Here is a 25,665-nt window from a genome sequence, read left to right as displayed (position 1 = left end):
ATCAGCGCAAGCGGCGTCAGTCGAGCTTGAGCAGTCGGTCGGCGCTCCAGGCTCCGGGTCCGCGCGCGATCAGATACACCAGCGGCGCCAGCCACAGCAGATGGGTGGGCCACCCGGCGGGCACGACGAACAACTGAATCACCGCCGTCATGACCAGAAGGCCGATGGCGGCGGGCCGGGTCAACAAGCCCAGCACGATCAGGATCGGCAAGCCGTGCTCGGCGTATGTCGCAGCATAGGCCGCAAGGTCCGACGACAGCAGGGGGACGCGGTATTCCTCGGCGAAGAGGTAGAAGGTCGAGTCCTTGAGCGTCAGCAGGCCATCGACCTTGGTGCGGCCCGAGAGGAAGAACGGAACCGCGATGCCGATCCGCATCAGCAGGGCGATCGCGGACTCCGGGACGAGGGCGGTGATCCGGTCGTGGATGCGGGCGATGGGATTTTCGGCAGCGGAGATCATGGTGTGGGTCCTGGAACAACCGGGGCGAAGACGCCGGCCTGGATCAGATCGGCGAAGAGGGATGAGTTGTCCGAGCGCCCAACACGGCCGGACGGGGCGGAGCCTTGGGCGGGACCTTGGGCAGCGGCTGCGGCGACGGCCAGCGGTCGGCCCAGCCGGCAAGCCTGCAGGAAAGCGTATTCCGCCGGGGAGATGCGACGGGCCCGCACCTCCAGTCCGGGTCGCCAGATGATCAGCCCTTCGGCTGCGGGCAGCCACTCGAGACTGCCGTCCAGCTCTGGATAGCGATGCGCCAACCAGAGCGAGGGTGCCGACCAGTCGAAACGGAACAGGCGAAGCGACGGATGCAGGCGCAGGACCACGCCCGCCAGCGCCAGACCGAGCTCCGCCGCCTGATCCGACGTCAGCGGCGTGGCGTCTGGAGCCAGGTGGGCCTCGGTCCAGGCCCGGTCCAGTCGAGCGACCGGCGCGAGGTAGGGCAGGCTCTGGGCCGGCGCGAACCGCTCCAGCCAAGCGGGAAAACCCTCGCCAAACGCTGCCATGGCCGGATCGTCTCCGGGCGCCGTATCCGTGAAGGCGTGGGCGGCGGCGCGAAACCATTCATCGCCGGTCAACTCGGCCACGGTCGGATAGTTGGCCTGAAGGGCGTCAATCCGCGCCTTGACCGTGGTGTTGCGATAAACGTCCAGCGCCGCCCGCGATCGGTCGTCATCCGCCATCTCGGACCACAGCGCGTCCGGACGACCGTCGAGCGCGTCGGCGAAGACGGCGTGAAAGGCGGTCATGCGGCAAGCCTCGTTGCGGCAGCCAGCGCCTGAGCGGCGCGGGCCTGTTCGGCCAGCAGGACAGCGAATTCGGGAATCGCGCCGTCGCGCTCGATCAGGGTCGGGCGGTTGCCGATCCGGTCCGTCAGCCGCGCGTGCAGGGCCCAGACGGCCTCGGACACGGGTGTGTCATGGCTGTCGATCAGCAGTCGCTCGCCCCAGACGGGGTCCGGCGTATGGCCGGCCAGATGGATTTCGCCGACCAGCTCGGCCGGGACCGCATCGATCCAGGTCTCGGCGGAAAAGCCCATGTTCGAGGCGCTGACATGGACATTGTTGACGTCGATCAGCAGACCGCATCCGGTTCGCCGTGCAACCTCGGCAAGGAAATCGACCTCGTCCCAGTCGTGGCCGGTCAGGGCCAGGTAGGCGGCCGGGTTCTCGATCAGGAGTCTTCGGCCCAGCGCGCTCTGGGCCTCATCGATATGGTCACAGACCAGCGCCAGCATCTCGTCGTTACGCGGGATGGGCAGCAGGTCGGGATGATAGACGCCGCCGCGCCGCGACCAGGCCAGGTGTTCGGAGACGACGAAGGGTTCAAACCGGTCGATCAGCGCCCGGAACCGCGCCAGATGGGCACGATCCGGCCGCTCGTCTCCCGCCAGCGACAGGCCGACGCCGTGCAGGGACAGCGGCCGTGCCCGCCGGATTCGCTCCAGCCAATGCAATCGTGGCCCGCCTTCGGCCATGTAGTTTTCGGGGTGGACCTCAAACCACAGGCCGGCCTGAGCACCGACCACGGGACATGCCTCGGCCTCGGCATAGTGCCGGGGCTTCAGACTCAATCCGGCGGTCGGGGCGAAAGCCAAGACTCAGCGGCCCGGGATCGGCGTCAGCGAGCCATTGCCCGCAGGCGTGCGGATGGTAGCGCAGGTGCCCTTGGCGACCAGCTTCCAGGCATTGCCCTGCCAGTCGCGGGTCGAGGTACCGGCGCACGAGGTGCCGGGTCCGGCGGCGCAGTCATTCTGGCCAGCCTTGGAGACGCCGTAGCATTTGTCCATTTCAGGACGCGCCTGCGGCTGGGCCATCGCGGCGGAGGCACCGATGGCCAGCAAGGCACCGGCGCCGATTACGATCTTTGTGGGAGTGTTCATGAGGGTGGTCTCCTGAGATTGACCGGTCGGAGTGCCGGTCGGACAGGAGGGAGTTCGTCGCCGAAGTCGACCGGGTTACCGGCGACGCTTCGGAAATTTGCGCCGCGCCTTTCATGCCCGATGATGTAACGCTTGAGGCGGCGGGAGCGTATGACGAGACAACGTGGTCGAACGGGAAGCTCATCTAAAGCGTCTGATGTTGCTTGGCCTGGACGGCGACTCCAAGGCCTGGCGTGCCCTGCTGTCCGATATCCGGCCGGCCATGGCCGCCTTTTTCAAGCGGCGGCTGATCGGTTGCGAAGCCGATGCCGAGGATCTTGTGCAGAACTGTCTGATCGCCATTCACGCCAAACGGGCGACCTTTGATCGATCCATGCCGTTCACGGCCTGGGCCTATGCGATCGCGCGTTACAAGCTGATCGACCATCTGCGTCGTCAGGGCCGGCGCGGCACGGTTCCGCTGGAGGACTCCTTCGTCCTTCTGGCCGAACATACGGTCGAGGACGGCGTCGTTCGCCGCGACCTGACCCGGGTTCTGGCCATCCTGCCGAACCGCCAGCGCCGCCTCGTCGAGGATGTCCGCATCGGCGGCTTCAGCGTGGCCGAAGCCGCCGCGCGCAATGGATTTACCGAAGGGGCCGCCAAGGTGAGCGTTCACCGCAGCATGAAGACGCTGTCCGCCAGCGTACAAAACCATGAAGACTGATGATCTGATCGAAGCCCTCGCCGCTGGCATTCAGCCGGTGAAGCCAGCGCGCCTTTCACCCTGGATGGTCGGCGGGGCGCTGGCCGTCGCCGTTACGGTGGTGGTACTGATGTTCGGCATCCGGCCGGATCTGGCCGAGGTCGTCCAGGGTCCGACCTTCTGGGCCAAGGCCATCTATACCGGCGCGCTCGCCATTGCCTCTCTCTGGCTGGTAACCCGGCTCGGACGGCCCGGCGCGTCCATAGGAATGGCTGGATGGTCTGTGTTGGCTATTGTGGGCCTGGCGGGCCTGATCGGCGCGATCGAGTTGCTCCTCCTGCCGCCTGAGGCGCGGGTCGACGACTGGCTGGGCTTCAACTGGAAGGTCTGCGCCATCAACATCCTCAAGGTTTCGGCCTTCACCGCCCCGCTGACCTTTCTCGCCGCTCGCCGGCTAGCCCCCACCCGTCCTTTGCAGGCCGGTGCCGCTACGGGCCTGTTGACTGGTGCCGTCGCCGCAACCGCCTATGGCCTGTACTGTCCCGAGGCCACGGCTGCCTTCGTGGCCACCTGGTACACTCTTGGCATGGTCGCCGCCGCCGCACTCGGAGCCGTCATCGGACGCTTCGCTCTTCGCTGGTAGGTCGAAAGGCGTCCGCAAAAGCCGCGCTTCAGCCCTGAATCCGTCGCGACGGCTTAAAGCCGCCGCACCAGCCGCCCGTAGTCTTCCATCAGGCCGAGGCTGAGGGCGCCGGGGGTGAATCGGTATTCGCCGATCTCGCTCACCGGCGTCACCTCGGCGGCGGTGCCGGTGACGAAGCATTCGCTGAAGGTGGACAGTTCCTCGGGGCGGATGTGGCGCACGACCACCTCGATGCCCTTGGCCGCAGCCATCTCGATGACGGTCTGCCGGGTGATGCCGTCCAGGATGGCGTCGACCGGCGGGGTGTGCAGCACGCCGTCCTGGACGAAGAAGACATTGGCCCCGGTGGCCTCGGCGACATAGCCGCGCCAGTCCAGCATCATGGCGTCGGCATAGCCGCGCTTTTCCGCCGCGGTCTTGGACATGGTGCAGATCATGTAGAGGCCCGCGGCCTTGGCCGACGAGGGGGCGGTCATCGGGTCGGGGCGGCGCCATTTGGCCCACTCCAGACGGATGCCCTTCGCCTTGGTCTCGGCGTCGAAATAGCTCGGCCATTCCCATACGGCTATGGCCACATGGGTCTTGTTGTTGGCGGCCGAGACGCTGACCTGTTCCGGTCCGAGATAGGCGAGCGGGCGGACATAACAGTCGGACAGCCCCATCTTCTCGCAGGTCGCCTTGCAGGCGGCGTCGATCTCGGCCACGCTGTACGGAAGGTCGAAATCGAGCAGGTTTGCAGAGCGCTTCAGGCGTTCGCTATGCGGGGTCAGCTTGAAGATTTCGCCGCTGTACATACGCTCACCCTCGAACACCGACGATCCGTAATGAAGGGCATGGGTCAGAACGTGCGTTTTCGCTTCCCTCCAGGGCACGAAATCGCCGTCCATCCAGATCCAGCCATCACGATCGTCGAAAGGAACGAAGGCCATTGAAGAACGTCTCCCGCAAAGCTCTCCGGGTTAGACCCGCCGGAACCGCTCAGGTCAACGCCCGGGGCGCGTCGAGGGCTGCATCGCGATGAGCGACGCTCGACCCCATGGACGCTCTGGTCCGATCGCCGGACCCGGCGCGGGCCGCCATCTGCTGGTCGTCGATGACGACGACCGCATCCGCGAGTTGCTGAAGGAATTTCTGGCCCGCGAAGGCTATCGCGTCACCGGGGCCGCCCACGCCGCGGCGGCGAAGCGGATGATGGAGCTGATCGAGTTCGACCTGGTCGTTCTGGACGTCATGATGCCAGGCGAGAGCGGCTTCGACCTGACCACCTGGGTCCGGGGCAGGGCCGAGACGTCGAAGACGCCGGTCCTGCTGCTGACCGCGCGAGGCGATCCCGACGACCGGATCGAGGGCCTGTCGCGCGGCGCCGACGACTATATGTCCAAGCCGTTTGACCCTCGCGAGCTGGCGCTGCGGGTCGATGCGATCCTCAGGCGAACCGGCGGCAAACCCCTGACGCCGCGCGAGATCAAGCTGGGGCCGGCAGTGTTTGACATGGAACGGCTGGAGCTGATGCGCGACGGCAAGATGCAGCGCCTGACCGAGGCCGAGGCGCAGCTTCTGAAGACCTTGGCCATCCACGCCCACTCAGCGGTCGAACGCATGAGCCTGTCGCCCGACACCGCCGACATCACCGGCCGGGCGGTTGACGTGCAGGTCACGCGACTGCGTCGCAAGCTGGAGGCGGACCCCAAGAATCCGCGTTACCTCCAGACGGTGCGCGGCGTCGGCTATATGCTGGCTCCGGATTGATGGATCACTGTCCTCCCCCCACGGGGGAGGGGGACCGCGAAGCGGTGGAGGGGCCCCGCCCCAGGCACCGTTTCCCGATCCTGCCCCCTCCACCATCCTTCGGATGGTCCCCCTCCTCCGTTGGGCGAGGACGACCATGAGACTGCTTCCCGCCGGCGTCTGGGCCCGGGTGCTGAAGCGGCGCCTGCCGACCTCGCTGTGGGGCCGATCGCTGCTGATCATCGTCTTGCCCGTTCTGGTCATGCAGGTGGCGGTGACGTGGGCCTTTTTCGACATGCACTGGCAGACGGTGACCGCCCGCCTGTCCGACGGCCTGGCCGGCGACATCGCCTGGGTAGCCGAGAGCTGGCGCGACGAGCCTACGGCCGAGAACCTGATGGTCATTTCAGGCCGCGCCGAACGTACCATGTCCCTGTCCGTGGCGCTCCAGGAGGAAGCGACCCTGCCTGGGGAGCGCCGGCGCGGCCCGGTCGGCGTCGTCGATCGCACCCTGGAGAAGGCCCTCGCCGCTCGACTGGACCAGCCGTTCTGGTTCGACACCATCCGCTATCCTGCCTACGTCGACATTCGTGTCCAGCAGCCGCAGGGCGTGCTGCGCATCATCGCCCCGCGCGAGCGCGCCGTAGCCACCCAGGCTCATATTTTCGTGCTGTGGCTGCTGATCGCGACCGTCCTGCTGATGGGCGTCGCCATCCTGTTCATCCGCAACCAGGTCCGCGCCATCGAGCGTCTGGCCGACGCGGCCGAGGCCTTCGGGCGAGGCGAACCGCGCGAGCGCTTCAAGCCGTCCGGCGCGCGCGAGGTCCGTGCCGCCGCTCGCGCCTTCATGGACATGCGCGACCGTATCCAGCGCCATATCGACCAGCGCACGGCCCTGCTGGCCTCCGTCAGCCACGACCTGCGCACGCCCCTGACCCGCCTCCGCCTTGAGCTGGCCCTGGCCCCGCCGTTCAAACGGGCCAAGGCGATGCAGAGCGACATGGACGAGATGGAGCAAATGATCGACGAATATCTCGCCTTCGCCCGGGGCGAGGCCGGCGAGGCGGCGCAGGACGTCTCCATCCCGGACCTTCTGGCCGCCGCCGGCGAGGACGCCCGGCGCGCCGGTGCCGAGGTCGAGGTGTCCGTTCCGGCGGGCCTGACCGCCTCCTTACGTCCGATGGCCTTCAAGCGCGCCCTGACCAATCTGGCCGGCAACGCCGCCGCTCATGGCGAGCGCATTCGCCTGTCCGGCCGGACCCTGCCCTCGGGCGGATTGGAACTGGTCGTCGAGGATGACGGCCCCGGCATTCCCGATGACATGCACGAGGAGGCGTTCAGCCCCTTCTCCCGCCTCGACGCCTCGCGGAACCAGAACCACAAAGGCGTCGGCCTGGGGCTGGCCATCGCCCGCGACGTGGCGCGCGGTCACGGCGGCGACATCACCCTGGAGCGCAGCGACATGGGTGGCCTGCGAGCCCTGATCCGCCTGCCCGGCTGATCACATTTGCGCGCGAGCTCTGGCCAAGCTTGGCGGGCTGGAGCATCTTTGGGTCCGACCCCAATGGAGGAACCCATGCGCAGCCTCGCCTTCTTTGCTCCGCTCGCCGCCGCATTGGCGGTCGCCGCTCCGGCCCTGGCCGAGCCCGCCGCCGTCACCGTCACCCTCGGCCCTGATCTTCAGGATCGGGTCGAGACGCTGGGCCGGCGTGACGTGACCGAACAGACCGACCGTCTGGCGCAGATCGTGGCGCGCACCCTGGCGAAACGAGGAGCCCTGGACGGGGCCCGGATCGACCTGATCCTGACTGACTTGAAGCCTAACCGTCCCACCTTCCAGCAACTGGTCGACCGACCCGGTCTCGATGGAATCCGCAGCATATCCATCGGCGGCGCGACCATCGAAGGTCAGATCACCACTGCGGACGGCGCGGTGAGGCCTGTCCGGTACGACTGGTATTCGTCCAGCATTGATAATGTGCGCGGCTTCAACACCTGGCAGGACGCCGACCGCGCCTATCGCCGGCTGGCCGTCAATCTTGCCGACGGACGTTACGTCCGCCGCTAGAGATGTGTGGTCCCGGGATAGAGCGTCCTTGCCCGGGCCACGGCCGCGTCGATAGCGGCGGCTGCGACGCGATCAAGGTCGCCCGAAGTCGTCATGGCGTGCAGGCCCGCGCTGGTCGTTCCCCCCGGCGAAGCGATCCGTGCGATCAGCGCCTCGATGGTCTCACCCGCCTCCAGCCCAGCGGCCGCCGACCTTAGCGCGCCTCCGACCAGCCGGATGGCAGCGTCGGCATCCAGCCCCTGAGCTACCCCCGCCCGCGCCAGGGCCTGCGTAAAGGCCAGGATAAAGGCCGGCGCCGACCCCGCCGTCGCGGTCGCCGCGTCCATCAGACCCTCGTCAGCGAGGTCCACCAGTTCCGCTATGGGCCGGAACAGTCCCGCAGCGACCTCGCGCGCCACATCGACGTCGCTCCAGATCGCCGCAACGCCTCGCGCCTGAGCCACCCCGGTCGTCGGCATGACCCGCGCCACCCGTCGGCCGATGGCCAACGCGATGTCCCCCGCCTTCACCCCGGCCATGACGGACACGACGACGGCATCGGGGGCTAACGCCTCCGCCAAGGGCTCAATGGCCGCCCGCCACATCGCGGGTTTCACGGCCAGCACCAGCGTTGTCGCCCGCGCCAACGCCACGGTCGGCGGATTAACCCGCGCGCCAAGCGCCAGCGCCGCTTGGGCGGCGGGCTTTTGCGATGGGGTAAGGATGACCAAAGCCGACGGCGCGACCGTCCCCGTCGCCAACCAACCTTCGAGAATGGCCGAACCCAGCCGACCGCAGCCCACCAGGACAACGGGTCTGGGTTCGCGCTGGGAGGCCATGGCCGTCAGGCCGTGCCGACGGTCTCGAACAGGCAGGCGTCGATCGCCTCCTGCGGCTTCTTCGACCCGCGGATCATGAAGTCGAAGGCCGGATAATATCGATCCGCCGCCTCAACCGCCGCGTCGATCATCGACGCGGCCTGGGCCAGCGTCGGGCGCTCGCCCATGGGCAGGGCCAGCGAATGGCGGAAGACGATCTCGCCGTCCTCGGCCCAGACTTCGAAATGGCCCATCCAGGTGCGCTGATTGATCAGGCCGACCAGTTCATAGGCGGCGGCGCGCTTGGACTTGGACGCCTGCAGATCGAGGGCACAGCACAACTGCAGGCAGTCGCCTTCCGGACGCCAGGCGAACCACAGCTCATAGTCCTTCCAGTCGCCGGCCAGTGCAAAGGCCAGATCGCCGTCGTCGGTGCGGTCGAACGGCAGGTTCTCGGCCACGAGCACATGTTCGACGACGTCCAGCGGATCGTGCGGGACATCGGTTTCTTCGGGCCGGACGGCGTCCATCAAGTCATCTCCGGGCGCGACTCACGCCCTGTCGGGGAACGGTAGGCGGGTTCGCAGATTCGGCTCAACCGGCTGCGTCCTGAGGGGGAACTGGGCCTGTGGACGTTCCCGTGGCAGGCTTCTTTATGGTCTTGGCGGGACCCTTCACGGTCGCGATCTCGGCCCGCAGCGCGGCGATTTCAGCCTTCAGGGCGTCGAACTCGTCGCGCCGCACCAGATCCAGATCCGCAGCCATGCGATCCGTCTGTGCCCGGAACGCCGTCTTGGCCTCCTCGCCCGCCGCCTGGGCCAGGCCCATGGCGCCGGTCGTCAGCTTGGCGAACTCGTCAAGGATGGGATTGCGGGTCTGCATGGCGGCTCCGACTCAAAGTGATGAGCGTTGTTAACGAAGGTTCACCCGATATGGTGAACGAAACCTTGCTGTCGATGCGACCGATGGCGACAGAATGGCGCCGCCCTTCGGCATCCCGCCGAAATTTCAGGGACGGGGGCCGGTCCGCTTGCTAAACGGCAGATGACGAACGGCCATCAGGAGCGCCCGTGCAATTTCCCGAGTTCGACCCGGTGCTGTTCAGTATCGGCCCGCTGGACATCCGCTGGTACGCGCTCGCCTATGTGGCGGGCATCGTTGGCGGATGGTGGTACGCCAATCGACTGGCCCGGGCCAATGCCCTGTGGCAGCCCGCCAAGCCCCCGGTCACCACGGTCCAGCTGGACGATCTGGTGCTGTGGATCGTGCTCGGCATCATTCTCGGCGGCCGCCTGGGCTATGCGCTCTTCTACAAGCCTTCGCTCTACGCGGACCTGTTCACCGGGGCCGACTGGGGCGAGCGAATGGGGCTGTTCCGCCTGTGGGACGGCGGCATGGCCTTCCACGGCGGCCTGATCGGCGTGGCCATCGCTATCGTTGCCTACGCGCGTCGCAACAAGGTCAATCTGCTCAGCCTCGGCGACCTGGTCGCGCCCGTCGTGCCGCTGGGCCTGCTCTTCGGTCGTCTGGCCAACTTCACCAACGGCGAGCTGTGGGGCCGCGAAACGACCGTCCCCTGGGCCGTCCGCTTCTGCAACGCCCGGATCGAGCAGATGTATGGTTTCTGCCCCGCAGGCAATGAGCCGCGTCACCCCAGCCAGCTCTACCAGGCCGGCCTCGAGGGGCTTCTCCTGCTCGGCGTGCTCTGGTTTGCCGTCTACAAGGCGAAGCTGCTGCGAAAGCCCGGCTACGTCACCGGCATCTTCCTGTTCGGCTACGGTCTCATCCGGGCGTCGCTGGAGACTGTGCGCGAGCCGGACGCGGGCAAGCTGTCCGAACTGCCGCTGGGGCTGACCATGGGCATGATGCTGTCGGTGCCGATGATGCTGATCGGCGCCTGGCTGATCTGGCGGGCCTGGAGCCGTCCGTCGGTCGCGGGCTGATCCCGTGGCCCTGAAGGACCGTCTGGCGCGCGAGATCGCTCTGACCGGGCCGATGACTGTCGCCGACTACGTCAATCGCTGCCTGCACGATCCGCAGGACGGCTATTATGCGACCCGGCCGGCCATCGGCGCGACCGGCGACTTCATCACCGCGCCGATGATCAGCCAGATGTTCGGCGAGTTGATCGGTCTGTGGGCGGTCGAGATGTGGCACAGGCTCGGCGCGCCAGAGCGGGTCCGGCTGGTCGAGGTCGGTCCCGGCGACGGCACCTTGATGGCTGACGCCCTGCGCGCCGCCCGTCTGGAGCCGGCCTTCCAGGAAGCCGTCGACCTCGTCCTGATCGAGCCCAGCCCGCCTTTGCGGCAGGCGCAGGCCCGCATGCTGGGCGAGAGCGACGTCCATCCCCGCTGGGTCTCGGCGCTCGACCGGGTGGAGACGGACGCGCCGGTGATCTTGATCGCCAATGAGGTGCTGGACTGCCTGCCCGCCCGGCAGTTCGTGAAGACAGACGACGGCTGGGCCGAGCGCCGCGTCGGCGTCACGGACGACGGCGAGCTCCACTTTGGTCTGGTAAAGATCAGCGGCGGCTTCAAGCGACCGGCCCTCGATGTCGCGCCGGGCCAGACGGTGGAAATGTCCGACCAGCAGGCCGCATTCGGCCGCGACGTGGCGGCGCTGGTCAAGGCCGCATCCGGCGCGGCCCTGCTGGTCGACTACGGCCGCGCGCGCGCCGAGGCCGGCGACACGCTCCAGGCCCTGCGTCGTCACCAGAAGGTCGACCCGCTGGCCACGCCGGGCGAGGCGGACGTGACCCAGTGGGCCGACTTCCCGACCGTGCTGGAGGCCGCCGTGCGTGCGGGCGGCGACGTGACCGGCGCCATCGGCCAGGGCGAGTTCTTGACCCTGCTCGGTATCGAGCACCGGGCGGCGCGTCTCAAGGCCGGGGTGACCGAGGCGGGTCGCGCCGACGCCGCCGCCGTCATTGATCGTCAGCTGAACCGGTTGGTCGCCCCCGATCAGATGGGAACCCTGTTCAAGGCCTGCGCGATCTTCTTTCCGAGCACGCTGGTCGTGCCCGGCTTCGAGGCCTGACCATGGCGCTGGGCCCCATCACCCATCCGCTGCTCGACAAGGTCGGGGTCCGCCACGGCTTCTTCACGCGCCACGGCGGCGTCTCGACGGGCCTCTACGACAGCCTGAACACCGGCGTCGGCTCGGCCGACGATCCCGCCGCCGTCTCCGAAAACCGGCGCCGCGTCACCGCGCATCTTGACGGCGTCCCCGACGACCTCGCCGCCTGCTACCAGACCCACTCCGCCGTCGCCCGGGTCGCCGAATTGGGCTGGAAGGGCGAGCGGCCCGAGGGCGATGCCACGGTCACGGCGACACCGGGCGTCATCTGCGCCGTCCTGACCGCCGACTGCGCGCCCGTGCTTCTTGTCGACGCCGAGGCGGGGGTCGTCGGCGCCGCCCACGCCGGATGGAAGGGCGCTCTGGGCGGCATCGTCCAGTCCACGGTCACGGCCATGCAGACCCTGGGGGCCGACCCCCGCCGCATCGTCGCCGTCGTCGGTCCCTGCATCGCCCAGACCAGCTATGAGGTCGATACCGCCTTCCGGGACCGATTCGTGCATCACGACAGCGGTAGCGGACGGTTCTTCATTCCCGGCATCGCGCCGGACAAACGCCTGTTCGACCTGCCCGGCTTCGTCCTGTGGCGGCTGGAACAGGCGGGCGTCGGAGACGCGGCCTGGACCGGGCACGACACGCGGACGGACGAGACGCGGTTCTTCTCCAACCGCCGGGCCTATCTGGATGGAGAGTCCGATTTCGGGCGGTTGATGAGCGCGATCAGTCTGGGCTGAAGGCACCGTTGTCTTCCAAATCCTCGAATCCGGTCTTCGAAATCATCCGTTGCGGGTATCTGAATTCCTCATCGCGCGAAGGCCAGACTTACCCCGCCATCGCCAATTCGGGCACGCGGCTGACGTCGCGCCAGGCCTGCGGGCTGGCCAGCAGCTGGCGGACCAGCAGGTTGTTGATGTGGTGGCCCGCCTTGACGCCTTCGTAGCGACCGAGCAAAGGCGCGCCCAGCACATACAGGTCGCCGATGGCATCCAGCGCCTTGTGCTTGACGAACTCACGTTCCATCCGCAGGCCGCCGGGGTTCAGAATCTGGTCGCCGTCGATGACGACGCAGTTCTCGAGGCTGCCGCCACGCGCCAGACCGGCGGCACGCAGGGCCTCGACCTCATGGGCGAAGCCGAAGGTGCGGGCGGCCATGATCTCGTCGCGGAAGGTCTGCTCGTCGACGACGAAGTCCACCACCTGGTGGCCGATCACCGGCGTCGGGAAGTCGATCTCGAACCGCATCTCATAGCGGTCGCACGGCAGCAGGGCGGCGGTCTTGTCGCCTTCCTGCACCCGGATCGGCTCGAGTATCTCGATATAGCGGACCGGGGCTTCCTGACGGCGGAAGCCGGCGCGGTCCAGCAGTTGGACGAACTGCAAGGCCGAGCCGTCGAGGATCGGCAACTCAGGCCCGTCCACCTCAATCACGGCGTTGGATACGCCCAGGGCGGCGAAGGCGGCCATCAGGTGTTCGATAGTCGACAGGCTGGCACCGGCGGCGTTCTGGATCTTCGTATTCAGGCGGGCGTCGACGACGGCCTCACCCGAGACCGGGATACGGTTGTTGCGGTCCTTGATGTCCGTCCGCACGAAGACGATGCCCGTGCCGACCGGCGCCGGACGCACGGCCAGTCGCACCCTGTCGCCCGTGTGCACGCCCACGCCAGCGATGATCGCTGGGGCGACGGTCGTCCTCTGGCGATGGTCGTTGCTGACCGACAAACTCAAGCTCTCTTCAAATCAGCGGCCCGTTAAACATACGGACCCCGCCCCACGAACCGTTTAGCGAGCGGGGGACCAGCAGAAAATGAAAGTCGGGTTTCGGATTGTTTCGGTTTCGATAACCCTCTCCCTCCCGATGATGGGGAGGGAGACGCGGGTTCTAGAGCGAAATCGGTCTTGATGGACGCAGTCCATCAAGGCTCAGATTTCGCTCCAGCATGATTCTGGACCATTTTTTGGATTCAGGTCGATTCGACCTGAAGCAAAAGTGGTCTAGAGCGAAATCGGTCTTGATGGACGCAGTCCATCAAGGCTCAGATTTCGCTCCAGCATGATTCTGGACCATTTTTTGGATTCAGGTCGATTCGACCTGAAGCAAAAGTGGTCTAGTTGGCCAGGCGACGCAGGAAGGAGGGGATTTCCAGATCGTCCTGGGCCTCGACCGGTTCCGGCTCCTGCAGCTGCGCCGAGCTGGTCGAGCGCATCTGCGAGGTGGTGTCGTTGTGGCGCGGCTCGGCCGCATAGTTCGGCTGCGTCTGCTGACGCTTGCCGCGTCCGAACAGGCTCCAGCCGCTCTTGCGATGGTCGCGGTCGTCATAGTCGTCAAAGGCCGGCTCGGCGAGGGTCGGAGCGGACTGCGGCGCGGGATTGGATGCGCCACGGTCCATATACAGGTCGCCCTGGCCCTGGGCGGCGGTCGCGACGCGGGGCGAGGATTCGAACTCCTCGACCCAGGGATCGACGATGGGCTCCAGCTTGCGCTCTTCAGCGACGTGGATCACCGGCTCGGGGCGAGGTTCCAACCTGGGCTCCGGCGCGCGGGCCGCGGCACCGTAGGGGGGCTGTGACGACTGAAAGGTCGGGACGACGGGCGCGGGCTCGGGCTGACGCGAGAGCTCGGCGCGGACCGGCTCGGCGCGCGAGGCGGCGTAGGGCGCGGCTGGACGGCGGGTGTCGAAGGTCGCGCCCGAGGCGGTCGGCGTGCCCTTGGCGGCGGACAGGTCTTCCATGCCCGTGGCCACGACCGAGACGCGGATCTTGCCGTCCAGGGCCGGGTCGAAGGCGGCTCCGAAGATGATGTTGGCGTCGGCATCGACCTCGCCGGCGATGGCGTTGGCGGCCTCGTCGACTTCCAGCAGGGTCATGTCCATGCCGCCGGTGATGTTGACCAGCACGGCCTTGGCGCCTTTGAGGCTGGTCTCGTCGAGCAGCGGGTTGGCGATGGCGTTCTGGGCGGCCTGCAGCGCGCGGTCGTCGCCCGAGGCCTCGCCCGTGCCCATCATCGCCTTGCCCATTTCGGACATGACGGCGCGGACGTCGGCGAAGTCGAGGTTGATCAGGCCGGGCAGGATCATCAGGTCGGTGATCGAGCGCACGCCCGAATGCAGCACCTGGTCGGCCATGCCGAAGGCGTCGGCGAAGGTGGTGCGCTCATTGGCGACGCGGAACAGGTTCTGGTTCGGAATGACGATCAGGGTGTCGACATAGCGTTGCAGCTCGGCGATGCCCGCGTCGGCCAGCCGCATGCGATGACGGCCCTCGAAGGTGAAGGGCTTGGTCACCACGCCGACCGTCAGGATGCCGCGGTCGCGGGCGCATTTGGCGATGACGGGGGCCGCGCCAGTGCCGGTGCCGCCGCCCATGCCTGCGGTGATGAAGACCATATGGGCGCCTTCAAGGTGCCCATGAATTTCGTCGGCGGATTCCTCGGCGGCGTTCATGCCGACCTCGGGGTGGGCGCCGGCGCCCAGGCCTTGCGTGATGGTCTCGCCCAGCTGGACGCGGCGGTCGGTCTTGGCGAACGACAGATGCTGCGCGTCGGTGTTGGCGACGACGAACTCGACGCCCTCCAGACCGGCGTCGATCATGTTGTTGACGGCGTTGCCGCCTGCGCCACCGACGCCGAACACGACGATCCGGGGCTTTAAATCCGTGGCCTGCGGCCGCACCAGCGAGAGTGACATATTTATATCCGACCTGTTGACCCTGCCCTTGCGATCCCGATGCGAAAACCCGCCGATTCGCATTGGTTATGAGCGCGTTAAGGAAACGCCCGAACTGCTTAAGGGAGTGTTACCGGATAGGATGAGTCGGCCGTCTGGCCACGGAAATTGTTAACCTTCGGCACGGTTTCCGGTCTGTGGACAACGAGAAAGGGCGGCTCTTTCGAGCCGCCCTTTCCGTATCGCTTGGTCTGTCCGTCTTAGTAGGGGCGGAAGTTCAGGCCGATGTTGAAGCGACGGCCGTAGGGATCGATGTTCGAGGCGAAGCCCAGGTAGGGCGGCGGCTCGGCGTCGAAGGCGTTGGTCACGCCGGCCCGCAGGGTCAGATTGTCCCGCAGATTGTAGCGAACGGCGAAGTCGTGGCGGGCGAAGTTACCCGTCGTGTTCTTGAACGACTCCTCGATATCGAGGTTCCCCGTGGCGACCAGATCCCGCGACTTGCTGAGATCCGTCGACACGGTCCAGTCGGCGGTCCAGGTCACGGCCCAGGTGTCGTTCGGCGACCAGGTCAGACGCGAGACGCCTTCCAGTCGGGGGAAGAACACACCCGTCGTCGAGTCGGTAAAGATGTTCGGGTTGGCCGGATTCAGGAAGTTCTTCTGATCGATCAGCCACAGGCCGCTGAGGCTGTAGTTGAGGCGGCCGAGGTTCCAGCCGAACGTCTCTTCGAGATCCAGACGGTAGTTGATGGCGATGTCCAGACCGCGGGTCTCCAGCTTGGCTCGGTTGATCGCCGCCAGGATGAAGCCGCCGACGGGATCGCCCGTACGAGCGCCGACCATGAAGACGTCGAAGGCAGTCCCCCGGTCCGGCGTGTTCCGGAACACCAGGTTGCAGGACTGGGTGTTCAGTCCAACACCGTTGACGCAATCGTTGGCGAGGAACTGACCGCCCGGCGTAACGATCACGTCTTTCAAGCTGATCTCGTAATAGTCGAGCACGATCGACAGGTCGGGGAAGAAACGCGGACGCAGAACCGTCGAGAAGGTGAAGGATTCCGAGGTTTCGGGCGTCAGGCCCGGATTGCCGCCGACCACGCTGGCGATACCGGACGCGTAGAAGGGCAGGAAGTCGTCGAGCTGGGTGACGGTGGCACCGGCGAAGTCGTAAGTTAGACCCCTGGCGGCCGCCAGCGTGGTGCAGTTGGCGATCCGGTTGGCCTTGATCTGGGCCGCGTCGTCGCCCTGGAAGCCGGCGATGACGGTCGTAGCGCAGGGATCGACGAAACCGTTGACGAAAGTCTGACTGAGGGGTTTGAAGTTTTCGCCCAGGTTCGGGGCGCGGAACGAGGTGTTGAAGCTGGTCTTGAAGGTGATGTCCTGGATCGGACGATAGACCAGGTTCACCCCATAAACGTCGCCTGCGCCGGCCGTCGTGTAGTCGAACTGGCGATAGGAACCGCTCAGCTCGGCGTATTCGCCCAGCCAGCTGTCGCGGAACAGCGGGATCGCGAGTTCGGCGAAGAACTCCTCGGTCTCATACTCGACACCGGCCAAGTCGGCGCCCGTGTTCAGTTGCAACAGACGATTGTTGGTGTCGGCGCTGCGGCCGATGGCTTCGGTATATTCACGCCGGTATTCGGCGCCCAGTGCGACGCCGATCGGACCGGCACCCCACAGGTCCCAGAGCTGGCCCGAGATCGAGGCGATGGCGCCATCCTGGATGTTCGTTTCGCGAACACGGATGGAGGTCGAGAAGAAATTCAGGGCCTCGCGGCTTTGATTTCCGGCGCCGAACACATTCAGCGGCACACACTGGGTGACTTCCGGGTCCGTGATCGCGGCACCGACGCCGTAGGACGTGCGGGCCGTGAAGGGGTTCTGCTCACGAACGTCGAGGCCCTGGGCCCGCAGCAGACGAACGCGGCAGACGATTTCTCCGGGGCGACCGCTCACGAGGCCGGCGGTATCGACGACGGAGTCCATGGCGTGACCGAAGCGGACGGCGTCCGCACCGAACTCCTGGTTGGTGTTGTTCATCTCGCCGCGAGTGTAGGAGATGTTCCAGTTGAAGTTGTCGATAAAGCCGACACGGTCATAGTTGCCGTCGATGGCAGCCACATAACGTTCTAGTTCGCGGTTGTTCTGCTGGCCGCGATCGATGCCGAAGCCGCGGTGGTTTGCGATGGCGCCGGCTTGAGCGGCGTTGATCACCGCCCCCGGGGCTGTGGTCGTCGGCGCACCATAACGAATGAAGGTGTTGCCCGCGATCGCCGCGCGCACATTGGCCGGCAGGAAGGCGTTGTCCAGGCGGGTGGTGAACGTTGCCGTTCCCGAAATCAGACCCGGCGTCGTCGCGGTGCCCGTTCCGCTAGCAAAGGAGAAGTCGGAGACGAAGATGTCCCAGAACGACTTCTGACCTTGGTCGTAAGCGTCTTCCGTCGTATATTTGGCTTCAAGCGACAGCTGGATCGCGTCGGTCAGGTCGAAGTTCACGCCGGCCTGGAAGCGCTTGGCTTCCTGGAACGGGAAGCGCGACCGCTGGTTGAAGGCGGTCTGGTTCGCCAGCTCGCCGTCGCCACCGATGTTCCACGGACGGCTGATGCCGGTATCGCCGATGCGCTGGCCGAAATTGGCCAGGCGCCCGACCGTGCCGTTGTACCAGTAGGTTTTGGCCGGATCGACGGCGAAGCAGTTGCCCGAGAACGAGGCGCCCGGGCAGTCTTGCAGCGGCACGTCCGGATCGTTCGTCGCGCTCGGGCGCTGCATGTTGGCCAGCGTCGTCGAACCCCACTGCGGGCGGTCCAGACGGCGAGCGTTGAAGAACTGACCAACGTCGAAGATGCCGTCGTTCACCGGGCCGATCAGGGAATTGGTCGGATCGGCATCGACGCCCAGTTGGATGCGGCCATCTCGCAGCCAGTTGATGTGCTCGGCGAACACTTCCTCGGCGCGCTCGTATTCACCGTGAACATAGATGTTCAGACGGTCGTCAAACAGGTTGGCGCCGGCCAGAACCGAAAAGCGGCGGGTGTCGGCGGAGCCACCCTGGACCAGCTGGCCGTAGTTGGCGTCGATCTCGAGACCTTCGAAGTCCTTGCGCAGGATGTAGTTGACCACGCCGGAAACGGCGTCGGCGCCGTAAACCGACGAAGCGCCGCCGGTGATGATCTCGATGTTCTCGATCAGCAGGCGGGGAACGGTCGAAACGTCGAGCGCCAGGTTGCCAGCCTGCGAGCCGACGTGGCGGCGACCGTCGACCAGCGACAGCGTCCGGCCGGAACCCAGCGAGCGCAGGTTGGCGAACTCGAGGCCGCCGTCATTGAGGCCCGAACCCGTGGTGTCCGAAGGCACCAGCGAGTTGGCCAGGGCGGGAATGGTGGCCAGATAGTCGATGACCGTGGCCTGACCCGTGCTCAACAGGTCTTCGCGCGCGACCTGGATCAGCGGGGTTGGGGCGTTGGTCGGGTCGCGCCGGATGCGCGAACCGGTGACGACCACGTCTTCGACCTTGGTGGCCTCAGGATCCTGCTGGCCCTGAACGGTGACACCCGGAAGCTGGGTGGCCTGAGCCAGGGCCGGAGCCGTTGCGGCCATGACGCCCACCAGAATCGTCGTGCCAAAGAGGTACTTGCGCTTGAGAAGCATGTGTCGGGCCCAACCAGTTGTGAATGCAAAACCCACGCTCCGCCTTGCGACGGAGTCGGATTAGAGAGGCTACGGTATCAGCAAAGCCCCCGTCCACAAGCGATTGTGGCACCCGAAAGTCAAATCAAGGCCCATAATGTAACACTCCGGACACACTATCGCCACGCAGTTGAATCGTTATTTGAATGGGTCAGGGTTGAAAAAATGGCCGCGTGGCGGTCAGTATCGCTACGACAAGGGCGCTGGATCACCACAATCCCGCCCTTCGGACGACCGTCATTCGGCCAGAATCACGCGGCGTCAGAGGTTTTCGCGCAACCAGCCCGCCGCCCGCGCGACGATCCCGCCACGGTGCACACGCGGCGCATCGGCCGCTGTGATCTGGCGCGACATCAGCTTGCGCGCCGACACCGCTTCCCGCGGACCATAGGCGGCGCGCAGCAGCACCCCGGCGGCGGAACAGAAGGCGGGGCCCGAGGCCGCGTCGGCCAGGTGGGGCGCGCGCTGAGGCTTGCCGAGACGGACCGGGCGATCAAACACCCGCACCGCCAGTTCCCTGACGCCGTTCAGCTGGCTGGCACCGCCGGTCAGAACCAGACCCGCGCCGGGCTCGAGACCCACGCCCGCGTTTCTCAGCCGGTCACGCAGCAGCTCCAGCGTTTCCTCGACGCGCGGCGCGATGACGGTCTTGAGCATGGCGCGCGGGACCACGACCGGACCCGCTGACGGATCTTCGCCGCGCGGCGGGGCCTCCAGCATCTCGCGGTCCTCGTTGGCCGAGGCCATCGCAGAGCCGTGCAGGGTCTTCAACCGCTCCGCGCCGGCCTTGGACGTGGACAGACCGCGGGCGATGTCGGCGGTCACATGATCGCCGCCGACGTTCAGGCTCTCGATATGCAGCAGCGACCGCCCGCCCCAGACGGCGGCCGAGGTGGCCCCTCCCCCCATGTCGATGCAGACGCAGCCCAGGTCCATCTCATCGTCTTCCAGCGCGGCCAGCGACGAGGCGACCGGCGCGGCCACCACGCCCTGCAGGTCGAGATGGGCCAGTTCCAGACAATGGCTCAGGGCGGTGAAGGCGCTCTCGGCCATCGACACGACCAGCAGGTCGAGGCCGAGCGAATGTCCCCGCATGGCGCGCGGATCGTGCACGCCGCGCGCGCCGTCCACCGACCAGGCGATCGGCAGGACGTGGATCGGGCGGCGATTGGGCAGGCGCATCTGGGCCAGCGCCATGCCGATGGCGCGCGCCAGATCGGCGTCGCCGACAGGCGTGGCGCCCAGCGAGACCCGCGCCTGAACCCTGTGACTGGCCATCTGGCCGATGGCGGTCGTGACCACGACGCCGGACACGGGCGATCCCGCCGCGCGCTCGGCCCGCTCGACCGCGTGACCGATGGCCTGGGCCGCTTCGTCCATATTGACGATGCCGCCGCCGCGGATGCCGCGCGACTGGACGTGACCCGCGCCCGCGACCCGGATGGTGCGGTCGGCATGACGCACGCCCTCGGGCTTCATGATGAAACAGCCCACCTTGGACTGACCCAGATCGAGCGCCGCCACCACGGGCGCGCGACCGGCGGCGCCCTTGGCGTTCTCCACAGATTTGTCCACGGACCGTCCGGCCATTCGTCGTTCCTGCTAAGCGTCGTCGTCGGAGGGCCGGACGGCGACCTCTGATGGCGTTCTGAGATCGATGCGGGCGAAGCCCAGTTCGAGCAGCCGCTCGCGCTGGTCCAGCGCGTCCAGCTGAATGAGGGCCGCGTCCTGATCGGTGGCGGGCAGCTGGATTAGACTGCCGTCCTTGAGGCGCAGGTCCCAGCGCCGCTCGTCGACCCGCACCAGGGCTTCGACCCGGCTCTGCAGGCGTGGGCGCTGGGCGATCAGCGGCAGCACTTCGGACGCCGCCTGTTCGGCCCCGCGACCGACGATCAGCGGAAGGTTGGGATAGCGACCGGCGTCGGCCCCCGCGATCACCTGGCCGTGGCCGTCGATGACGACGTTGCGCCCGCCGGTCTGCCAGATGGCCAGCCGGTCATGCTCGACGACGTGCACGATCAGGGTGTTGGGCAGCAGGCGCAAAACCTTGGCCGACTTGACCCAGCCGACCGTCTCCACCCGCTCGCGCACGGCGTTCAGGTCGATCGAGGTCATCGCCTGATCGCCGCTCAGATTGACCGCACGTTCGATGGCGGCCGTCGCCTCGGCGGACTCGCCCTCGATGAAGACCCGCTCCAGCTTCAGACCCATACCGACGGCCAGGCCGTCCATGCCCGTCGACAGGGAGGCGCCGATGCGCTCGGCGCGCGCGCCTGTGGCCAGGACGGCCACCAGCACGACGACGCCCGCGGCGATCGAGATCATGACGGCGCGGGGCGTCAGGTCCAGTCGGCCAAAGGCGGCCATCTTTGCGGGCGTGGCGGGTGCGTTGCGGGCCGCGCCTCGACCCCGGCCGCCCTTGGGGGACGGTCCGCGCTTCAGAGGCTGGTTCGAACTCTGTCGCCGACCGCCGCGAACTACCGCGGGCATGACGCGTCCTCCACCATCCACCGGACCAGGGTTTTATAATCCATCCCGACATGGGCGGCCTGCTCGGGACTGAGCGAGGTCGGCGTCATGCCCGGCTGGGTGTTGACCTCCAGAAGGACCAGTTCGTCCTTAATATCGTCATAACGAAAGTCGGATCGGGTCACGCCGCGGCACCCCATGGCGGTGTGGGCGCGCTCGGATTGGCGCAGCGCGGCCTCGAAAACATGCGGCGGCAGCTTCGCCGGCAGCACGTGGATGGAGCCGCCCGGGGCGTATTTGGCCTCATAGTCGTAAAAGCCCTTGGTCGGCGTGATGTCGGTGATGGTCAGGGCGCGGGGTCCGGACTTCTCCCCAAGAACAGTGACCGCCAGTTCCTGGCCGGCGATGAAGGGTTCGACCATCACCTGCTCGCCCCAGGTCCAGGACACCTCGCCGGGCGCGGCGCACGGCGGCTCGCCCGCGCGCACCAGATAGACGCCAACGGAGGAACCCTCGGCGTTCGGCTTTATCACATAAGGGGGCGGGATCACGTGGCCCGCCGCCACCGCGTGCCGGTCGAACAGCCCCCCGCCGGGCACGATGATGCCTGCGGCCTTCAGCACCGCCTTGGACTTGTCCTTGTCCATGGCCAGGGCCGAGGCCAGCACGCCGGAGTGGGTATAGGGAAGGCCCAGTGTCTCCAGCACGCCCTGGACGCAGCCGTCCTCGCCCCATGCGCCATGCAGGGCGTTGAAGACGACGTCCGGTTTAAGTTCGGTCAGGACCTGGGCCAGGTCGCGCCCAGCGTCGACGCGGCTGACCTGCGCCACCTGCCCTTCCAGCGCATCGGCGCAGCCCTTGCCCGAGGACAGCGACACCTCGCGCTCGGACGACAGCCCGCCCATCAGGACGGCGACGTGCAGGTCTGCGAACGGGCGGGTCATGTTGGGATCAACTCAGAGCGGGCGGCCGATCCTCTTGATCTCCCATTCGAGGTTTACGTTCCGTTTACTTTGAACGTCGGCGCGCACGGTTTCGCCCAGACCCTCGATGTCGGCGGCCGTCGCCTCGCCGGGGTTGATCATGAAGTTGGCGTGCAGTTCGCTGAACATCGCCCCGCCTCCGCCTTTACCGTCCGGCGCCTTATATAGCTTGCCGCGCCACCCGGCCTCGTCGACCAGCTGCCACGACGAATGGCCCGGCGGGTTCTTGAAGGTCGAGCCGCCGGTCTTTTCGCGGATCGGCTGGGTCTGTTCTCGGCGCGAGGTGATCTCGCCGATGCGGGCGGCAACGGCCTCGGGATCATCCGGCGTGCCGCGATAGGTCGCCTCCAGCCAGATGATGTCGGCCGGCGCCTCGGAGTGGCGATAAGTATAGCCGAAGTCCGCCACGGCGAATTCGACCCGCTCGCCCGAGCGCCTCACGCCGCGAGCGGTCACGAGAATGTCCTTGGTCTCGGCACCATAGCAGCCGGCATTCATGGTCAGGGCCCCGCCGATCGTGCCGGGGATGCCCGCATAGAACTCCAGCCCCGCCAACCCAGCCTTGGCCGAGGCCTTGGCCACCATGGAATCCAGCGCACCGGCCCCGGCGGTGATCGTCTCGCCCTCGGTCGTGATCCCCGCGAACGGCCGCCCGGCCAGCCGGACGACCACGCCCTCGACCCCGCCGTCGCGGACGATGACATTCGAGCCCACGCCCAGCACCGTCACCGGCACGGCCGGATCGAGCGCCTTCAGGAAGTCGGCCAGATCGTCGCCGTCGGTCGGGATGAACAGCACGTCGGCCTTTCCGCCGACCCGAAACCAGGTGAACGGCCCCAGCGGCTCGTCAAGCAGCAGCTTGCCGCGCACGGGAGGGAGGGAGTCACGCCCCACCATTCGAAATTCCGCTCATCCCAGCTCCTCCAACTGCCCCGGCAGTGCATAGGCCCACTGGGTGATGTCGCCCGCGCCCAGCAGGACGACCAGATCGCCCGCCTTCGCCTCGGCGTCGATCACCCCCGGCAGAGCCCCGACGCTTTCCAGCGGCTGCACCGACCGGTGCCCGAATCGGCGGATACCCTCGACCAGCGCGTCCTTGTCGATCCCCTCGATCGGGCTCTCGCCCGCCGCATACACGTCGGCCACGATCACCGCGTCAGCGTCGGAGAAACAGGTCGAAAACTCCTCCATCAGGGAGGCCAGCCGGGTGAAGCGGTGCGGCTGGACCACCGCGATGACCCTCCCCTCGGCGACCTGGCGCGCGGCCTTCAACACAGCGGCGATCTCGACCGGGTGGTGGCCATAGTCGTCGACGATGCGGACCCCGCCGACCACGCCCGTGGTGGTGAAGCGCCGCTTGACCCCGCCGAAACCGGCCAGTCCGGCCTTGATCGCCTCGTCCGACACGTCCAGCTCGCGCGCTACCGCGATGGCGGCCAGGGCGTTGGTGACATTGTGCCAGCCCGCCATGGGCAGATGCAGGCCCTCGATCCGGATCGGCTCGTCCAGCGCGGCCAGTCCCTGGCCTTGTATGATCACGTCGAAGCGACAGCCGTCGGGCTTCATCTCGACATTGTCGGCCCGGACCATGGCCTGGGGGTTGATGCCATAGGTCACCAGTCGCCGGTTATCGATCGCGGCCACCAGCCGCTGTACCTCGGGATGGTCGAGGCAGACGGCGGCGAAGCCGTAGAAGGGGATGTTCTCGACGAAGTCCACGAACGCCTTCCTCAAGGCGTCGAAGTCGCCGTAGTGGTCCAGGTGTTCCGGGTCGATGTTGGTGACGATCGCGACCGTTGATTTGAGGCGCAGGAAGCTGCCGTCGCTCTCGTCGGCCTCGACCACGATCCAGTCGCCGTCGCCGACCTTGGCGTTGGTGCCATAGGCGTTGATGATGCCGCCGTTGACCACGGTGGGGTCCAGTCCGCCGGCGTCGAGAATGGCGGCGACCAGCGAAGTGGTCGTGGTCTTGCCGTGGGTGCCGCCGACCGCGATCGAGAACTGCAGCCGCATCAGCTCGGCCAGCATCTCGGCCCGGCGGACCAGCGGGATGCGGCGTTCGCGGGCCGCGACCATCTCGGGATTGGTCGGCTTGACCGCCGTCGAATAGACCACCGCCGAGACGCCGTCGCCGATGTGGTCCGGGTCGTGGCCGATGAAGACCCGCGCCCCCAGCTTTTCCAGCCGCTCGGTATTGGCGCTGGCCTTGGCGTCGGAGCCCTGCACCGAATAGCCGATCTTGAGCATGATCTCGGCGATGCCGCTCATGCCGATGCCGCCGATACCGACGAAATGGACGGGGCCGAGGTCGAAGGGGACGGGGCGAAGGCGAGCGATCATCGGAAGCGATTAGCAAGGGTTCGGAGGGAATGCACACCCCCAAAATCCTCACCCGTCGGGGGAGGGGGACCATCCGAAGGATGGTGGAGGGGGCCGACCACAAAAACCCGGCGTCTGGAGTGAACCCCCTCCACCGCTGAGCCTGTCCTCGGGCTCGCCGAAGGCGAGACCCGGGGGCGGTCCCCCTCCCCCGTCGGGAGAGGACTCATCAGTCCTCGGCCACGAAATCCTGAGCGAACTCCGGCGTGTCCTCGTCGCCGGGCAGCAGGGGTTCGTCGTCGCTGTCAGAGGCGCGCGACGGATCGGGCATTTCGAAGCCGACGGGGATGGACAGGTCCAGCAGGCCCGCCGCCTTCATCTCCTGCACACCGGGCAAGTCGTACAGGCTGGTCAGGCTGAAATGCTCCAGGAACCTGTCCGCGGTGGCATAGGTCACCGGGCGGCCCGGCGTGCGCCGCCGCCCGCGCAGCCGCACGAACCCCATCTCCAGCAGCACATCCAGCGTGCCCCGCGACAGAGACACGCCGCGCACGCTCTCGATCTCGGCCCGGGTGCAGGGCTGGTGATAGGCGATGATGGCCAGGGTCTCGAGCGCGGCCTTCGACAGCCGCCGCGGCTCCTCGCGCTCTTCCGTCATCATGAACGACAGGTCCGGCGCGGTGCGAAACCGCCAGCGCCCGGCGACGCAGTCCAGCTCGACGCCCCGGCCCTGATAGCGTTCGCGCAGGGCCGAGATGGCACCGCCGACATCCGCCCCTTCCGGCAGGCGACGCGCGATTTCCGCCGCCGACAGCGGCCCGGCCGCCGCGAACAACAGGGCCTCGACGCGGCGCTCGATCTCTTGGTGGTCAGGGGCGAATTGTAGGCTCATGCTGCTTGCTGATCTTTGGGAAGGTGGACGATGGCACAAGACAACCCATACCAAAAAATCTGGGTGGAAAGCTTCCGCCCGTCATCCACAGCCGGGCGTCACGGGCCACTCCATATGCGCCCTCTCCGCGATCAAGGCCTACCGGACGGACTGTTCGTCGAATGCAACAAGCGGCTACTTGATTAGGCTCAGGACTCATTGATCATAGCCAGAAGATCACCGTGGCGGCGATAGTGATGGCAGACATGAAGGTGTGTGCGCATCGGTCGTAGCGGGT

At 67.0% G+C, this 25,665-nt stretch carries 25 protein-coding genes; 8 read left to right on the top strand and 17 right to left on the bottom strand.

The annotated features are described in order from the left end of the window. Positions 1-16: 16 nt before the first annotated feature. From ACESMO_RS05050 to ACESMO_RS05035, 4 genes are read right to left on the bottom strand one after another with little or no spacing between them, the layout of a single operon-like run. The gene (locus ACESMO_RS05050) at positions 17-460 is read right to left on the bottom strand and encodes a DoxX family protein (protein ID WP_372707087.1); all 444 of its coding nucleotides are present in this window, start codon (positions 458-460) and stop codon (positions 17-19) included. Then, positions 457-1,245 (bottom strand): putative DNA-binding domain-containing protein, encoded by a 789-nt coding sequence (locus ACESMO_RS05045; protein ID WP_372707086.1) that lies wholly within the window; start codon positions 1,243-1,245, stop codon positions 457-459. Before ACESMO_RS05045 ends, ACESMO_RS05050 begins: the two co-directional genes overlap by 4 nt. Then, the gene (locus ACESMO_RS05040; protein ID WP_372707085.1) at positions 1,242-2,093 is read right to left on the bottom strand and encodes a DUF692 domain-containing protein; all 852 of its coding nucleotides are present in this window, start codon (positions 2,091-2,093) and stop codon (positions 1,242-1,244) included. The genes ACESMO_RS05045 and ACESMO_RS05040 overlap by 4 nt, the downstream gene beginning before the upstream one ends. Positions 2,094-2,096: 3 nt before the next feature. Beyond that, on the bottom strand, positions 2,097-2,378 hold the full coding sequence (locus tag ACESMO_RS05035) for a DUF2282 domain-containing protein (RefSeq protein ID WP_372707084.1): 282 nt from the start codon (positions 2,376-2,378) through the stop codon (positions 2,097-2,099). Positions 2,379-2,574: 196 nt separating this feature from the next. Between ACESMO_RS05035 and ACESMO_RS05030 the strand changes: the two genes are divergently transcribed. Next, a complete protein-coding gene (locus tag ACESMO_RS05030; protein ID WP_372707083.1) occupies positions 2,575-3,084 on the top strand; it encodes a sigma-70 family RNA polymerase sigma factor in 510 nt (169 codons plus the stop codon). Further along, a complete protein-coding gene (locus ACESMO_RS05025; protein ID WP_372707082.1) occupies positions 3,074-3,706 on the top strand; it encodes an NrsF family protein in 633 nt (210 codons plus the stop codon). Before ACESMO_RS05030 ends, ACESMO_RS05025 begins: the two co-directional genes overlap by 11 nt. A gap of 53 nt (positions 3,707-3,759) precedes the next feature. On the opposite strand, the gene ACESMO_RS05020 is transcribed toward ACESMO_RS05025, so the two are convergent. After that, a complete protein-coding gene (locus ACESMO_RS05020) occupies positions 3,760-4,635 on the bottom strand; it encodes a branched-chain amino acid aminotransferase (RefSeq protein WP_372707081.1) in 876 nt (291 codons plus the stop codon). A gap of 88 nt (positions 4,636-4,723) precedes the next feature. On the opposite strand from ACESMO_RS05020, the gene ACESMO_RS05015 reads away from it, so the two are divergent. From ACESMO_RS05015 to ACESMO_RS05005, 3 genes are all read left to right on the top strand, one after another. Beyond that, complete coding sequence (locus ACESMO_RS05015; RefSeq protein WP_372707080.1) at positions 4,724-5,455, top strand: response regulator; 732 nt, start codon at positions 4,724-4,726, stop codon at positions 5,453-5,455. 136 nt (positions 5,456-5,591) lie between these two features. Then, complete coding sequence (locus tag ACESMO_RS05010; RefSeq protein ID WP_372707079.1) at positions 5,592-6,935, top strand: ATP-binding protein; 1,344 nt, start codon at positions 5,592-5,594, stop codon at positions 6,933-6,935. A gap of 75 nt (positions 6,936-7,010) precedes the next feature. Continuing rightward, complete coding sequence (locus tag ACESMO_RS05005) at positions 7,011-7,502, top strand: hypothetical protein (protein WP_372707078.1); 492 nt, start codon at positions 7,011-7,013, stop codon at positions 7,500-7,502. Here ACESMO_RS05005 and ACESMO_RS05000 read toward each other — a convergent pair. From ACESMO_RS05000 to ACESMO_RS04990, 3 genes are all read right to left on the bottom strand, one after another. Continuing rightward, positions 7,499-8,320 carry a pyrroline-5-carboxylate reductase family protein gene (locus ACESMO_RS05000; RefSeq protein ID WP_372707077.1) on the bottom strand — a complete coding sequence of 274 codons (822 nt, stop codon included), beginning with the start codon at positions 8,318-8,320 and terminating at the stop codon, positions 7,499-7,501. The genes ACESMO_RS05005 and ACESMO_RS05000 overlap by 4 nt on opposite strands. Positions 8,321-8,325: 5 nt before the next feature. Further along, positions 8,326-8,829, bottom strand: a complete 504-nt coding sequence (locus ACESMO_RS04995) for a YbjN domain-containing protein (protein WP_372707102.1) — start codon at positions 8,827-8,829, stop codon at positions 8,326-8,328. A gap of 64 nt (positions 8,830-8,893) precedes the next feature. Then, on the bottom strand, positions 8,894-9,181 hold the full coding sequence (locus tag ACESMO_RS04990) for an accessory factor UbiK family protein (protein WP_372707076.1): 288 nt from the start codon (positions 9,179-9,181) through the stop codon (positions 8,894-8,896). Between the two features lie 188 nt (positions 9,182-9,369). Here ACESMO_RS04990 and lgt point away from each other — a divergent pair, with 188 nt between their 5' ends. Genes lgt through pgeF form a run of 3 tightly spaced genes read left to right on the top strand, consistent with a single transcriptional unit; the run spans position 9,370 to position 12,108 of the window. Then, entirely contained in the window at positions 9,370-10,242 is an 873-nt protein-coding gene (gene lgt / locus ACESMO_RS04985) for a prolipoprotein diacylglyceryl transferase (RefSeq protein WP_372707075.1), read from the top strand. A gap of 4 nt (positions 10,243-10,246) precedes the next feature. Beyond that, positions 10,247-11,335 (top strand): class I SAM-dependent methyltransferase, encoded by a 1,089-nt coding sequence (locus tag ACESMO_RS04980; RefSeq protein ID WP_372707074.1) that lies wholly within the window; start codon positions 10,247-10,249, stop codon positions 11,333-11,335. A gap of 2 nt (positions 11,336-11,337) precedes the next feature. Beyond that, a complete protein-coding gene (gene pgeF, locus ACESMO_RS04975) occupies positions 11,338-12,108 on the top strand; it encodes a peptidoglycan editing factor PgeF (protein ID WP_372707073.1) in 771 nt (256 codons plus the stop codon). A gap of 88 nt (positions 12,109-12,196) precedes the next feature. Here the strand turns inward: pgeF and lpxC are convergent, their stop codons facing one another. The 9 genes from lpxC to scpB form a co-directional block, all read right to left on the bottom strand. Next, positions 12,197-13,096: a UDP-3-O-acyl-N-acetylglucosamine deacetylase gene (lpxC, locus tag ACESMO_RS04970; RefSeq protein ID WP_372707072.1), complete on the bottom strand. Its 900-nt coding sequence runs from the start codon at positions 13,094-13,096 to the stop codon at positions 12,197-12,199. 386 nt (positions 13,097-13,482) lie between these two features. Then, entirely contained in the window at positions 13,483-15,060 is a 1,578-nt protein-coding gene (gene ftsZ, locus ACESMO_RS04965; protein WP_372707071.1) for a cell division protein FtsZ, read from the bottom strand. Positions 15,061-15,299: 239 nt separating this feature from the next. Further along, on the bottom strand, positions 15,300-18,686 hold the full coding sequence (locus ACESMO_RS04960) for a TonB-dependent receptor domain-containing protein (protein WP_372707070.1): 3,387 nt from the start codon (positions 18,684-18,686) through the stop codon (positions 15,300-15,302). A 300-nt stretch (positions 18,687-18,986) separates the two neighbouring features. Then, the gene (gene ftsA / locus ACESMO_RS04955; RefSeq protein WP_372707069.1) at positions 18,987-20,315 is read right to left on the bottom strand and encodes a cell division protein FtsA; all 1,329 of its coding nucleotides are present in this window, start codon (positions 20,313-20,315) and stop codon (positions 18,987-18,989) included. A gap of 12 nt (positions 20,316-20,327) precedes the next feature. Beyond that, positions 20,328-21,215, bottom strand: coding sequence for a cell division protein FtsQ/DivIB (locus ACESMO_RS04950; RefSeq protein WP_372707068.1), 888 nt, complete (start codon positions 21,213-21,215; stop codon positions 20,328-20,330). Then, complete coding sequence (locus tag ACESMO_RS04945) at positions 21,203-22,138, bottom strand: D-alanine--D-alanine ligase (RefSeq protein ID WP_372707067.1); 936 nt, start codon at positions 22,136-22,138, stop codon at positions 21,203-21,205. The genes ACESMO_RS04950 and ACESMO_RS04945 overlap by 13 nt, the downstream gene beginning before the upstream one ends. 12 nt (positions 22,139-22,150) lie before the next feature. Then, entirely contained in the window at positions 22,151-23,074 is a 924-nt protein-coding gene (murB, locus tag ACESMO_RS04940) for a UDP-N-acetylmuramate dehydrogenase (protein WP_372707066.1), read from the bottom strand. A 12-nt stretch (positions 23,075-23,086) separates the two neighbouring features. Next, complete coding sequence (gene murC / locus ACESMO_RS04935) at positions 23,087-24,517, bottom strand: UDP-N-acetylmuramate--L-alanine ligase (protein ID WP_372707065.1); 1,431 nt, start codon at positions 24,515-24,517, stop codon at positions 23,087-23,089. 208 nt (positions 24,518-24,725) lie between these two features. After that, complete coding sequence (gene scpB, locus ACESMO_RS04930; protein ID WP_372707064.1) at positions 24,726-25,388, bottom strand: SMC-Scp complex subunit ScpB; 663 nt, start codon at positions 25,386-25,388, stop codon at positions 24,726-24,728. Positions 25,389-25,665 lie beyond the last annotated feature (277 nt).

It is taken from the genome of Brevundimonas sp. (assembly GCF_041688735.1).
Classification (GTDB): Bacteria; Pseudomonadota; Alphaproteobacteria; order Caulobacterales; family Caulobacteraceae; genus Brevundimonas.
Note: the sequence above shows the minus strand (reverse complement) of the source record. Positions and strands in the feature narration are given on the sequence as shown.